This is a genomic window from Pseudomonas sp. MF5691, assembly GCF_016405645.1.
Classification (GTDB): Bacteria; Pseudomonadota; Gammaproteobacteria; order Pseudomonadales; family Pseudomonadaceae; genus Aquipseudomonas; species Aquipseudomonas shahriarae.
This window is the reverse complement of the sequence record NZ_JAEKDC010000028.1, coordinates 1-11,592: the sequence shown is the minus strand read 5'-3', so window position 1 is coordinate 11,592 and position 11,592 is coordinate 1. Positions and strand designations below refer to the sequence as shown.

Annotated in this window: 13 protein-coding genes and 1 pseudogene; 4 read left to right on the top strand and 10 right to left on the bottom strand. The window is 57.0% G+C overall.

Annotation, left to right across the window (positions count from 1 at the left end; all coding sequences use genetic code 11):
- Positions 1-497 precede the first annotated feature (497 nt).
- Positions 498-872 (bottom strand): succinate dehydrogenase, cytochrome b556 subunit, encoded by a 375-nt coding sequence (gene sdhC, locus JFT44_RS25325; RefSeq protein ID WP_005005993.1) that lies wholly within the window; start codon positions 870-872, stop codon positions 498-500.
- A gap of 730 nt (positions 873-1,602) precedes the next feature.
- Between sdhC and JFT44_RS25320 the strand changes: the two genes are divergently transcribed.
- Positions 1,603-2,121: a YkgB family protein gene (locus tag JFT44_RS25320; protein WP_003464991.1), complete on the top strand. Its 519-nt coding sequence runs from the start codon at positions 1,603-1,605 to the stop codon at positions 2,119-2,121.
- 29 nt (positions 2,122-2,150) lie between these two features.
- Here JFT44_RS25320 and JFT44_RS25315 read toward each other — a convergent pair whose 3' ends face one another.
- Positions 2,151-2,996, bottom strand: coding sequence for an AraC family transcriptional regulator (locus tag JFT44_RS25315; RefSeq protein ID WP_003464995.1), 846 nt, complete (start codon positions 2,994-2,996; stop codon positions 2,151-2,153).
- A gap of 781 nt (positions 2,997-3,777) precedes the next feature.
- Between JFT44_RS25315 and istA the strand changes: the two genes are divergently transcribed.
- The gene (gene istA / locus JFT44_RS25310; RefSeq protein ID WP_024012635.1) at positions 3,778-5,277 is read left to right on the top strand and encodes an IS21-like element ISPst3 family transposase; all 1,500 of its coding nucleotides are present in this window, start codon (positions 3,778-3,780) and stop codon (positions 5,275-5,277) included.
- Entirely contained in the window at positions 5,270-6,073 is an 804-nt protein-coding gene (istB, locus tag JFT44_RS25305; protein WP_010454871.1) for an IS21-like element ISPst3 family helper ATPase IstB, read from the top strand. Before istA ends, istB begins: the two co-directional genes overlap by 8 nt.
- A 303-nt stretch (positions 6,074-6,376) precedes the next feature.
- Here the strand turns inward: istB and JFT44_RS25300 are convergent, their stop codons facing one another.
- From JFT44_RS25300 to JFT44_RS25265, 8 genes are all read right to left on the bottom strand, one after another.
- A complete protein-coding gene (locus JFT44_RS25300) occupies positions 6,377-7,339 on the bottom strand; it encodes an IS30-like element ISPpu17 family transposase (RefSeq protein ID WP_004577240.1) in 963 nt (320 codons plus the stop codon).
- A gap of 116 nt (positions 7,340-7,455) precedes the next feature.
- Positions 7,456-8,013, bottom strand: a complete 558-nt coding sequence (locus tag JFT44_RS25295; RefSeq protein WP_003100847.1) for a recombinase family protein — start codon at positions 8,011-8,013, stop codon at positions 7,456-7,458.
- Positions 8,007-8,378, bottom strand: coding sequence for a hypothetical protein (locus tag JFT44_RS25290; protein WP_003100853.1), 372 nt, complete (start codon positions 8,376-8,378; stop codon positions 8,007-8,009). The genes JFT44_RS25295 and JFT44_RS25290 overlap by 7 nt, the downstream gene beginning before the upstream one ends.
- A complete protein-coding gene (locus JFT44_RS25285; RefSeq protein WP_003100856.1) occupies positions 8,375-8,875 on the bottom strand; it encodes a hypothetical protein in 501 nt (166 codons plus the stop codon). The genes JFT44_RS25290 and JFT44_RS25285 overlap by 4 nt, the downstream gene beginning before the upstream one ends.
- Positions 8,872-9,198, bottom strand: coding sequence for a hypothetical protein (locus JFT44_RS25280; protein WP_003100858.1), 327 nt, complete (start codon positions 9,196-9,198; stop codon positions 8,872-8,874). Before JFT44_RS25280 ends, JFT44_RS25285 begins: the two co-directional genes overlap by 4 nt.
- Before the next feature lie 254 nt (positions 9,199-9,452).
- Positions 9,453-9,809 (bottom strand): cupin domain-containing protein, encoded by a 357-nt coding sequence (locus JFT44_RS25275; protein ID WP_003465043.1) that lies wholly within the window; start codon positions 9,807-9,809, stop codon positions 9,453-9,455.
- A gap of 236 nt (positions 9,810-10,045) precedes the next feature.
- Entirely contained in the window at positions 10,046-10,432 is a 387-nt protein-coding gene (locus tag JFT44_RS25270; protein WP_003100872.1) for a DUF86 domain-containing protein, read from the bottom strand.
- A complete protein-coding gene (locus JFT44_RS25265) occupies positions 10,429-10,719 on the bottom strand; it encodes a nucleotidyltransferase family protein (RefSeq protein WP_001247892.1) in 291 nt (96 codons plus the stop codon). Before JFT44_RS25265 ends, JFT44_RS25270 begins: the two co-directional genes overlap by 4 nt.
- A gap of 158 nt (positions 10,720-10,877) precedes the next feature.
- Between JFT44_RS25265 and JFT44_RS25260 the strand changes: the two are divergent.
- Positions 10,878-11,345 (top strand): annotated as a pseudogene (locus tag JFT44_RS25260) (DUF4158 domain-containing protein); the annotation flags it as partial.
- Between the last annotated feature and the right edge of the window lie 247 nt (positions 11,346-11,592).

Here is an 11,592-nt window from a genome sequence, read left to right as displayed (position 1 = left end):
CTGTCACTCACAGCATCGGCACGCCCATGACGCATGGTATCCAGGCCTCATAATTTTCCCATATAACCTTCTTGTCTTTTGCGCACCCAGAAAGACTCGAGGCTTTAACTGGACAGATGAGCCCTCGAGGGTAGTGTTCACCTGATTGGCTTTCTCATATCTGATGTTGATTCGCACAGTGTGCCAACCAGGTGATAGTTTCAAAAAACCTGCGCTTCAGAGCGAATTAGACGATCTTCGATAAGAGCGATCCGCCTCAAAATCCAAAACATCTAACATTGTCCTAGAGCCATATTTGTACCTAGTACTATGGCGCTCCCATTAACACATTTGATGATGCACAGAAAACTTAGCTCATGATAGCTTTCAGCTAACAGCTATTCGGAAGCCCGAAAGGATTCAACCGTTTAAGCGTGAACCGTCGATTATAAATACTTTCGTAAGTTAGCTTTAAAGGACGCTTTTAGTCCTTGTAAATACGCATTACGACTCCACAGCTACCAAATCCATACGGCGCCAGCAACCATTAAAACACCCGACACTACTAAAACAATAGTAGAGGCGCGATTGCTGCCTTTCAAAGTATGACCAACACCCACATCCATAACTAGGTGTCGAATTCCGGCTACGAGATGATAAATAAATGAAGAGTATACCAACCAGAAACTAACTTTGCCGAAAGGTGAAGAAAAAATCTCCTTGACTTCATTAAAACCCTTTTCTGACTCCAACGATTTGCTCAGCATATACAGTATCAGTCCCAGAAAAATAAAGAGCATAATTCCTGAAATCCGGTGCAGAATCGATGTAAGCGCCGTGAGAGGAAGCTGAATGGTTCGAATATCAAGATTAACCGGCCGCTTTTTATTCATTTTGACTCCAGTCAACAATTCTAGTGGGGGATTTCAGTTTTCGATCTCATTCATCATAGCAGCTGTAACTAAGGCTGGCGGCGACAATAATGGAGATATTCGGGGCTTACGTTGCATTTTGAGGTCGCAAGTGCATGTGCGTAAATTGAAGCAAATTGCAAGGTTATGCCCAATAGGTAGCTAGCTTATTAATTTAACAAAAGTGACGTGTGTCGTTCTGCAGGGCATGCTGTTCCCCAACCCTGGAAAACCTATCCTCTTTAACACGTCAAAGTCGATTGATAGGCTTGCTGCAACAGCTATCTGCCCGGTTGAAGTCGAAGATCGATGTATCTGTAGGGTTTGGAAATAAATGCGGGCGCCCACCGCACTCACGGCTCAGTTACCATTCTTTGTGCATCGCGGCCGCGCGGCTAGTTGGTAGCTGTTCTAAGCCTAGTCAGTGCCGCCCTTCGCCCCAAGCCCCATAGTCAGATTTGAGAAATGACAGTAGGCGATGCCGCAACGCGCTTCATCGACCTATGTAAAACGACTCCTTTATCGAAATAGTGCACTCATCGCTCTCCACGGCGATCCCTTCATCGCGAATTGCACCGCCCAAGACGATCTGCACTGAAATCAATACTTTCTGATGCCTCTTGATTAGAGATGCCAGCCATAATCATCTCATCGCCAACGCATACGGCGTTCGGCAGCCAACACACTCTCACTCACTACTGGAAGCTCAGACATGAAAACCATAGGCATTGAAAACTCGAAGTCCAGCGTACAGGCCCACTTAACGCTTGGAACCAAAACTATGGGGCTAGGTATCTATGGCGCGTACTTGGCTCTCGCTATTATTTACTTCTGGTTCGGCGGCATGAAATTTACCCACTACGAGGCCGAGGGCCTGGTTCCACTGGTGAGCAACAGCCCGCTTTTGGGATGGGTGTATAGCATTTTTTCGGTCGACATGTTCTCCAGCCTGCTCGGCATACTAGAGATTTCGATCGGCACTCTGATCGCAGGCCGCATGCTGTCGCCCAAACTATCCGTGGTAGGAGGCGCTCTGTCTGCAGGCCTGTTCTTCACAACCCTTAGCTTTATGTTTTCCACTCCGGGCGTCATTGAGCCTAGTTTAGGGTTTCCGGCGATTTCCGTTGCGCCAGGTCAGTTTCTGCTTAAAGACTTAGGGTTGCTTGCTGTTTCGATATTTGTGGCAGGCCATTCGCTGGTTGAACTGGAAAAACGTAAAATTAATGCATAATTTTTTCAATGGCTTAAGGCAGTAATGCCTTAGGCCTTTTTGCCATCATTTTCCCCCGCCAGATCTTTCAACCAGTCACGAGGGCTCAACCCCGTCTTGCGTCTAAATGCGCGAGACAGCGCCGAAGGACTTTCGTAGCCGACTTGAGCTGCAATCAGCGTAATCGAGCGCCCTTCTCGCATCAGCTTCTGAGCCAGGCTAACTCGCCAACTCAACAAATAATCAGCAGGCGTCTGTCCGATGACACTCTTGAAATGCACGGCATACGCAGCGCGTGACATATTTGACTCACTGGCCAGCTCTGCTATTGACCAGGCATGTTCCGGGGAGTTGTGCATCTGTAAAAGCGATCGGGCAAGCCGCATGTCGGCCAGTCCAGCCATCATTCCGGTGCGCAACTGGTGATGATCGAGCAGGTAACGGAGCAACAGAATGATTAGGAGCTCAAATAAGCGCTCAAGCGCGGCTTCCCTTCCACAATGCACATTTGCCGCCTCGGCAAACATCCACTCCAACGTGTCTGCCAGCATGGGCAGATCATCGAGTGCGAGCACCAAACAGTCCGGTAATGAAGCCGACAAAGGATTATCAATTCCGCCCTCAAACTCCATGGAAGCACACAACAACTTTGCGCCATCGGACTCACCCGCAAACAATTGATGCTTGGCGGGGCGTGGCATAAAAATCAAGCTAGGGCGAGTGAGCTGCAAATCCTTGCGATCGGGACCAAGCAACGTCACGCTGCCGGCCTGAAGCAGATGGATATAACCTCGCCGCTCGGCGCCATCGTAAGATGCAGAGCCGCATAGGTCGCCGTCATAGAACAGATTGGCCCGCACGCCGAACCGCGAGAGCAAATTAGACAAACGATCCATTGGCCGATCCTTGACGAGTCAGAACGCACAGACCATACCATCTGCGTTGTCGTTCAGTGCCTGTAGCGAACATGCCGGCGTAAATCAGCCAACGGATAAAGTGATCACTGAGCAGCTCAGCCTCCCTTTCCAGTTCGGCTGTTAAAAAAACAACACCGTTGTTTGAAAGCACCAGCAAATCAAGTGCTCACTCTTCTATTTTACAGTACCTGGCAACAGCACTTTGCGGTGCAGTCGATCAGATATCCGGAAGGTTGATCGTAAGCTTCAGCCTAGCGCTCTTCGAATTTAATGTCGTCGAGCTTCGGCCCAACCATTCCCCCGACCTACTCTTCCCTCCCCTAGAGACCCTAGCAGTCACTTGAATCGCGGCTGTCTGCGATAAGGTGTTGCTGGTAACTATTGCATCAGCGCCTGAAAACTCCACCTCGGCCGGCAGACTTGAGACCTTAAGTCGTATGGTAGCGAGAGGTACCTTGGAGCCCGATAGCGTCTGTACGAAAACGAACACACTGTCATCCAAAGCGACCTTTTCGAAAATTTCCGGGGAAATGTCCACCCGTACCTTGAGCGGTGTTGGTGGCAAGCCAGCAACATGGTTAATCGTCAAATTGTTGTTTTTTTCATCCGCTGAAAGACCGTTTCTTGCCTTTCCAATGGCCTGTATGTTGCCGCTGACCGAAAACTGACCCAGTAGAGGCTGTTCTGCCGACTGAAAACTGACCCAGGTGTTCAACTGCTTCTGCTCAATTTTTGAGCAGGAGAACACAGGGTGATCAGTATGGAAATGATGGGCAAAATTCGCCGGATGTATTTCCGCGACAAGCTGTCGCTGCATGAGATAGCCAAGCGCACCGGGTTGGCGCGCAACACGATTCGCAAGTGGGTCAGAGCACCTGAGGCCAAGCCGCCGGTCTACCAACGCCGCGCGATCTTCAACAAACTCAGCCCTTTTCACGCCACGCTGGAGCAGGCGCTAAAAGCCGATTCGCTGCGGCCCAAGCAACAGCGGCGCAGTGCCAAGGCGCTGTTGGCGCAAATCAAAGCCGAAGGTTATGACGGTGGCTACAGCCAGCTCACCGCGTTTATCCGTGCCTGGCGAGGGGGACAGGGCAAGGCGTCGCAGGCCTTTGTGCCGCTGACCTTTGCTCTTGGCGAGGCGTTTCAGTTTGACTGGAGCGAGGAAGGCTTGCTGGTCGGCGGCATTTACCGGCGTATGCAGGTGGCACATCTGAAGCTGTGTGCCAGCCGTGCGTTCTGGCTTGTGGCGTATCCGAGCCAGGGCCATGAGATGTTATTTGACGCCCATACACGCTCGTTCGGCTCCTTGGGCGGCGTGCCGCGCCGGGGCATCTACGACAACATGAAGACCGCCGTCGACAAGGTCAATAAGGGCAAAGGCCGGGCGGTGAATGCGCGCTTTGCGGTGATGTGCGCGCATTACCTGTTCGATCCGGACTTCTGCAACGTCGCCGCTGGTTGGGAAAAGGGCATCGTTGAAAAGAACGTGCAAGACAGCCGCAGGCGTATCTGGCTAGACGCCCAGGACTGCCAGTTTCACTCCTTCGAGGAACTCAATGCCTGGCTGGGCCAGCGCTGCCGCGCGCTTTGGAACGAGCTGACGCACCCTCAATACAGCGGGCTGAGTGTGGCCGAAGTGCTGGAGTTGGAGCGCGCTGAACTGATGCCTGTGCCAGCGCCATTCGACGGTTACGTCGAGCGGCCTGCGCGGGTCTCCAGCACCTGCCTGGTCAGCGTCGGGCGCAACCGCTACTCGGTGCCGTGTGAGTATGCGGGTAAGTGGGTCAGCAGCCGTTTGTATCCGACGCGAATCGAGGTGGTGGCTGACGACGCGCTGATCGCCAGCCATGTCCGCTTGCTGGATCGCGACCAGGTCAGCTATGACTGGCAGCACTACCTCCCGCTGATCGAACGCAAGCCCGGTGCGCTGCGCAACGGCGCGCCCTTTGCTGATCTGCCGGCGCCGCTGCGTCAGCTTAAGCACGGTCTGGGGCGTCATGCCGGCGGTGACCGGATCATGGCGCAAGTTCTGGCTGCCGTACCGGTCGCCGGGCTCGATGCGGTGCTGGTGGCTGTTGAGCTGGTACTGGAAAGCGGCAGCCTGAGCGCCGAACACATCCTCAATGTCGTGGCGCGCCTGGCCGCGACCGAACCACCACCCAGCGTCGAAACCCACTTGTCGCTCAAGGAAGCCCCCGTCGCTAACACGGCGCGCTACGACCGCCTGCGTGGCCAGACCGAGGAGATCGGTCATGCGTGATTTGATGGCGGAACTCAAGGAGCTGCGCCTGCACGGCATGGCCACGGCCTGGGCGGAGTTGACTGCGCAGGGTGAGTCGAACACAGCCTCGTCCAAGTGGCTGCTCGAACACCTGCTGGAACAAGAGCACACAGATCGCGCCATGCGCTCGGTGAGCCACCAGATGAACATGGCCAAGCTGCCGATGCACCGCGACCTGGCCGGCTTCGACTTCAGCGCCTCCAGCGCAGACGCTCGTTTGATCAGCGAACTGGCCAGTCTGGCCTTTACCGACACCGCGCAGAACGTGGTGCTGATCGGTGGGCCTGGCACCGGTAAAACCCACCTGGCCACTGCGCTGGCCGTGTCCGGCATCACCCGGCACGGCAAGCGCGTGCGCTTCTACTCCACGGTCGATCTGGTCAATCTGCTGGAGCGCGAAAAGCACGACGGCAAAGCCGGGCGGATCGCCCAAGCTCTGCTGCGCATGGATCTGGTCATCCTCGACGAACTGGGTTATCTGCCCTTCAGCCAGGCCGGCGGTGCGTTGCTGTTTCACCTGCTATCCAAGCTGTACGAACACACCAGCGTGGTGATCACCACCAACCTGAGCTTCGCCGAATGGTCGAGCGTGTTCGGCGACGCCAAGATGACCACCGCCCTGCTGGATCGGCTGACCCACCACTGCCACATCGTCGAAACCGGTAACGAGTCCTATCGCCTGCAACACAGTAGCTTGGCGGCCCAGGCCAAGATCAAATCACGGGAGCGAAAGCGTAAGGGCGGCCAGGAACCGGAGGACGATGAGCCGTTCTGATTTCATGGCGACGACGGCCTGCTACATGGCTGCGTGTGGCAGGTCTTAAACAACTGAACTGGGCTAGCGAAGGAGTGGGGGCAACAGCAGCTGCGCTGGTAGACTTATCCACAGTTGCTGGTAACAAAATCAGCAATCCGCCCTGGGTCAAATTTCAATCGGCAGGGTGGGTCAATTTTCCATCAGCGCCAACACACTAAGCAACCATCAGAAAATTTTGACTGTACGCCAAAAAATTCGCATCTACCAGCATCTAAACAGGCGTTGTTGATTATCATAAAACACTGACACTGTATCCTGAATTCAACACATAAGTGCAACGCTCACCCCTGTATGCACTTCGTACGGCGTCTTCCAGCCCAAGCGCTTGCGCGGGCGTAGATTGATCCTCGCTACTGTCCGATTGACGGCTTCGACGGTCAGCTTGCTGAAGTCGCTGCCCTTGGGGAAATACTGGCGGAGCAGACCGTTGGTGTTTTCATTGGTGCCACGTTGCCAGGATGAATAGGGGTCTGCAAAAAAGACCTGGCACTGGCTCCGTAGCGCGATGCGTTCATGCCCGGCAAACTCCCTTCCGTTATCCAGCGTCAGCGTGTGAGCGGCATGGCCCTGAAGCATCAGATTGATCGCCCGCGTTACCTGCCGGCGCGTTCTGCGCTTGACCGGATAGGCGCTCAGATAGCCGCTTTTGCGATCAACCAGGGTCACCAGGTTACCGCCCAGTCCATGTACCGTATCGCCCTCCCAGTCCCCCAGGCGCTCGCGGCTTTCGACCTCGGCTGGGCGTTCACTGATTGACACGCGATTACGCAGCTGCCCGCGCCGATCGTGGCTTCCATAGCGTTTCCGGTAGCGCTTTCGGCGATGTCGCAGATAGGTATAAAGCTCACCACCGGCGCGCTGTTCGGCGGCAATGAACCGATAAATCCACTCATGGCTGACCGCCCGGCTTGGCTGCTCCTGCTTCAACCGCTGGGCGATCTGCTCCGGACTCATGCCATGCTTGAGCCACACCGGGAGATGATGGCTGAGCCATGTCGCCGGCTTGCAAAACTTGCGCGCACCCGCTCGACGAGCATCACTTTCATGGGCCGCAGAAACAGCCTTGTAGATATTCTGGGTGCTGTTGCGGCGAACCTCGCGACTGATCGTCGAGGGATGCACGCCGACCCGCTTTGCAATGCTCGCCTGGCTCTCTGCGGCGCTCAAGCCAGCCTCAATCTGGTAACGTTGTCCCTGAGTCAGCTGCCGGTAATGCGTAGTCATCTGCGCTTGAATCCTTCGGTGTGAGAGCCTGGATTCTACCGGTGGCTGGCTCTCTGCCTCTCGTTTCAAGCGTTGCGCTTATTGGGGTCGTCTCAGAAAACGGAAAATAAAGCACGCTAAGCGTGCGTGGAGGCTGGCACCCAGCGGTACAGCGTCGGAATGGACACGCCGAGGTTCTTGGCCACGTCCTTGGGCGGCACCCCGCTGGCCAGCAGCTTCTTGGCCGACTCGATCTTGCTGTCGGTCATCTTCGGCTTGCGGCCGCCTTTGCGGCCGAGCTGCTTGGCGACTTCCAGCCCGGCGCGGGTGCGCTCGACGGTCAGCTCGCGCTCCATTTCGGCAAGGCTCGCCATGACGTGGAAGAAGAACCGCCCGGATGGTGTGCCGGTGTCGATGGAGTCGGTGAGGCTCCTGAACTGGACACCGTGCTTGTGCAGATCGCCGACCAGATCGACCAGTTGCTTGACCGACCGGCCCAGCCGGTCGAGCTTCCAGACGACCAAAGTATCGCCTTCGCGCAGCATTTCGAGCGTCTTGGCCAAGCCAGGCCGGTCTGCCCGCGTGCCACTCACCTTGTCCTCGAAGACCTTTTTACATCCGGCCTTGCTCAAGGCTTCGCGTTGCAGCTCCAGGTTCTGATCCTGCGTCGAGACGCGCGCATAGCCAATCAACATGGCTTGTCTCGCGCCCGGTCGATGCGTTCCTGCATCGCCTGCATCACTTCTTCGTGGGTGTACGATCTGGCGTTGGCGTCGGTGGCTTGCCGCAGGGCTTCCTCAACCTCGCGCGTCATCCGCTCGTAATCCTCCGGCCACAGCGCTTGCTCCATGCGCAGCGACGCCTGACCCAGCAGGTGCAGCAGGCTGAACAGCCGCATGTCGTTGGTGGCGACGATGCGCTCCCGAATCTGCTCCTGAATAGCTTCGCTAGCCCGATGCGCTTGTGGTGTGGCAGTCCCCTCGTAGTCAGCGGGGAATTCCGCTTCCTCGGCAATCCTTGCCCAGGCGCTGGCCAGCGCCTCGATGGTTGACGTGCTCATTTCCGCCGCTCCTGTGCTCTTTGGCGAATCAACCGGCCAAGGGGCCTCGACGCGAAAACCAGCAGCATCACGCCTATCGGATACCAGGTCGAGAAGACCACCAAGGCATCGAAGGCTGGCCGTCCGGTGTTGGTAGGCAGTACGGCGGTCACAGCCATCAACCCGCCGACCGTCCAGATGATGCGCCACACGTAGGGCATCACGCGGGGCACGTAGCCGTCATCGAAAGCGGTCTGGTAGTAGCGGCGCAGGCCGCGCTCGGCAAGCGCCTGGCGCTGCCGCTCCGACAGCGCATCCGTCCGGCCATACCAGCGCCGGAATGGTGGACAGCGCAGCAGCAAAGGGGTGAAGAGGATCATCACCGCCACGATCGCGACACCCCACGCCATGACGGCGCCGGCATCGGGCCGCTTGGCGTTCTCGATCACGGGCGCGAAGACGCCCGGAGCACCGATCATCCAGAACAGCGCAATGTGCTGATGGAAGGAGAGCTTCATTTGCTCATCCACTTGCGCAGCAGGCGCTTTTTCAGGGAGGCGCGTTCTTGCGGGTTGCGTCCCTTGTGATTGGCGATGCGATCCGCCGTGGCGGCCTGGCGCTTGACGGGCCAGTAGGAGCGGCCATCCTTGCCCATCGACCAGACGCTGCTGGCCTGGTTTTCCAGCAGGGGCAGATGGGCGCTCAGGGCTTCGGGCGACGCGCTGGTCAGCGCCGTGCGCTCACGGGTGCGCCAGCGCTGATGCCAGAGCTTCTTGTCCTCGCGCTCGCTGCCGCAGGTCGTGTGCCCGACGATGGGTGTTTTGCGGCGGCTGCGGCTCATAACGTAGTGGTCTCCAAGAACATTCAGGACTGATCCCAGGCGTCGATGGTCAAGACCTGATCGGCAGGACAGGCGGCTACGCGGTCGGGAACTGGATGGTGTTCAGTCTCATGCCGACCCCATTCGATTGATCGCGTCGCTTGCGGCACGCTGCGACGCAAGGAGGTTTGCGACCTGGTTTAGCAGCCGTGTCCGCTGCATGTCTGTTACCTATCTCCCCGACCGCTCATTGGACCAACTCCAGAGATTGGGCTCTATCGCTCAGCCAATACGAAACCGGCATTGGCTGATGCCACAACCGAGACGAACACAAATGGCTCGGTACCTGTATTTCGCGCCCCGTGCACTTGGCCCGGTCTTGCCACGGCTATCTCACCTTCCCTGAGGGCACGAACAATCCCATTGCCCTGAAAGTAATCAGCCATTCCCGACAAAACAGTCCACGTGTCTTGGCCGTGAGGATGAATGTGAGCCGCAATTTCCTGCCCGGGATGGACATGCCAAACCACGATAATTGAGTCTCGGGTTTCAAGCACAACGGAACGAATAGGCTCGCCTTCGGACGGCTGAACATACTCGGCTACAGAAAATATTCTCGATTCAACAGTCATCGGAGATCCCTCTTTCACAGTGCCCCCAGACAGGCTGGATATGAGTTCTAACTCGAATTTGAACGGGAGGCTGGTCGTGCGGTCGTGCAGTTGCCGATGAGCGTGTCGGCTGCTGCCTCCTTGCCCACCAGCGAACTCACGTCCGTTGCGGCCATCCAGAAGGTCTTGCCCGAGCGCGGCTCATAGGTCGCGGGATCGAACACGCCAGAGGGGCCGAACATCGGCGGCTTGATTGGTCATGGCTCCATGCCTTTGTCGTTACGGTCTTCATCGTCGGCATCCTGACGCACGGCGGGCAATTGCTGGAGCAACGCCGGCAGCCATTCCTGTACCGTCTCCCACACCACATCGAGGTTGATGTCGAAATAGCCGTGAGCCATGCGATTACGCATATTGCGCATGCTGCGCCACGGCACGTCGGCATGCGCCTGGGTGAACTCGACGTAGCCATCCATCACCTTTGTGGCCGCCTCGCCGATGACGATCAGGCTCATGATGACGGCCTGCTGGGTGCGCTTGTCGGCCAAGAAGTCGTCCTTGGCCATCCCTTCCACGAAGCTGCGCGCATCGGTTGCGGCCTGCTGAATGTGGTCGAGGTAATCGGGCAGGCGGTTCTCGCTCATATCGGTTGCGCCTCCGCGAGCACCTTGGCCCGGAACTTCGGCGGCAGGTCGCCGGGAGTCAGCAGATCGACGTCAACGCCGAGCAGCGATTTCAGTTCTTCTTCCAAATCGCCCAAGTCCAACAACGTGGCACCGGGCAGCGCATCGACCAACAGGTCGAGGTCGCTGCCATCCCGGTCGGTGCCATGCAGCACCGAGCCGAAGACGCGCGGGTTCGCGGCGCGAAAGCGGCCTACCGCTTCACGCACTGCGCTTCGCTTCATGTCAAGCACAACAGACGGTCGCATGGGCATCCTTTCTTATCGAAACTCGTTGAGATGATATGCAATCAAGAATAGAATTTCAAGAACTATTTTCGAGAATCGCAATGCCTTGATTCCCGTGCCGCGCCGGTTGCCTTGGCGGGCTTGTCACAAACCTACGTTTTCAAGAAGAAGGAAACCGCATGCCCCGCCGTTCGATCCTCTCCGCCGCCGAGCGCGAAAGCCTGCTGGCGTTGCCGGACACCAAGGATGAGTTGATCCGTCACTACACGTTCAGCGAAAGCGACCTCTCCATCATCCGGCAGCGGCGCGGCCCGGCCAATCGGCTGGGCTTCGCGGTGCAGCTCTGCTACCTGCGCTTTCCCGGCGTCATCCTTGGCGCTGATGAGCCACCGTTCCCGCCATTGCTGAGACTGGTCGCCAACCAGCTCAAGGTCGGCATCGAAAGCTGGGACGAGTACGGGCAGCGTGAGCAGACCCGACGCGAGCACCTGGTCGAGCTGCAAACGGTGTTCGGCTTCCAGCCGTTCACGATTGGCCACTACCGGCAGGCTGTCCAGTTGCTGACCGAGCTGGCCATGCAAACCGACAAGGGCATCGTGCTGGCCAGAGCCTTGATGGGGACGATAGAGAAAACGGAAAAAATCGTACGTTAAGCGTACGGCCTGTCAGGTTGAGGCCCTAGAGGTTGCCGGCGAGGCGTCAGAAAATGCTGGAATCGGCCCTATCCTGACGCGGCCCAAGGTTCCGGCCTGACGCCTAGTTAGGGCGTACCGATACGGTACAATTAATTTTTGAAATGGCGACAAACGGCTATTTTCTGGCGGTCGTATCACAGACCAATTCGATGCTATATTTACAATTTAACTGGGGGCGCTGGTAAGCGTAATGCAATAC

Excerpts from the sequence above, each read along its gene's own strand:
- istA (WP_024012635.1), top strand. The coding sequence starts at position 3,778 with ATGGAAATGATGGGCAAAATTCGCCGGATGTATTTCCGCGACAAGCTG.
- istB (WP_010454871.1), top strand. The coding sequence starts at position 5,270 with ATGCGTGATTTGATGGCGGAACTCAAGGAGCTGCGCCTGCACGGCATG.
- JFT44_RS25270 (WP_003100872.1), bottom strand. The coding sequence starts at position 10,432 with ATGAGCGAGAACCGCCTGCCCGATTACCTCGACCACATTCAGCAGGCC.
- JFT44_RS25320 (WP_003464991.1), top strand. The coding sequence starts at position 1,603 with ATGAAAACCATAGGCATTGAAAACTCGAAGTCCAGCGTACAGGCCCAC.
- JFT44_RS25275 (WP_003465043.1), bottom strand. The coding sequence starts at position 9,809 with ATGACTGTTGAATCGAGAATATTTTCTGTAGCCGAGTATGTTCAGCCG.
- JFT44_RS25290 (WP_003100853.1), bottom strand. The coding sequence starts at position 8,378 with ATGAGCACGTCAACCATCGAGGCGCTGGCCAGCGCCTGGGCAAGGATT.
- JFT44_RS25285 (WP_003100856.1), bottom strand. The coding sequence starts at position 8,875 with ATGAAGCTCTCCTTCCATCAGCACATTGCGCTGTTCTGGATGATCGGT.
- JFT44_RS25300 (WP_004577240.1), bottom strand. The coding sequence starts at position 7,339 with ATGACTACGCATTACCGGCAGCTGACTCAGGGACAACGTTACCAGATT.
- JFT44_RS25265 (WP_001247892.1), bottom strand. The coding sequence starts at position 10,719 with ATGCGACCGTCTGTTGTGCTTGACATGAAGCGAAGCGCAGTGCGTGAA.
- sdhC (WP_005005993.1), bottom strand. The coding sequence starts at position 872 with ATGAATAAAAAGCGGCCGGTTAATCTTGATATTCGAACCATTCAGCTT.
- JFT44_RS25295 (WP_003100847.1), bottom strand. The coding sequence starts at position 8,013 with ATGTTGATTGGCTATGCGCGCGTCTCGACGCAGGATCAGAACCTGGAG.
- JFT44_RS25280 (WP_003100858.1), bottom strand. The coding sequence starts at position 9,198 with ATGAGCCGCAGCCGCCGCAAAACACCCATCGTCGGGCACACGACCTGC.
- JFT44_RS25315 (WP_003464995.1), bottom strand. The coding sequence starts at position 2,996 with ATGGATCGTTTGTCTAATTTGCTCTCGCGGTTCGGCGTGCGGGCCAAT.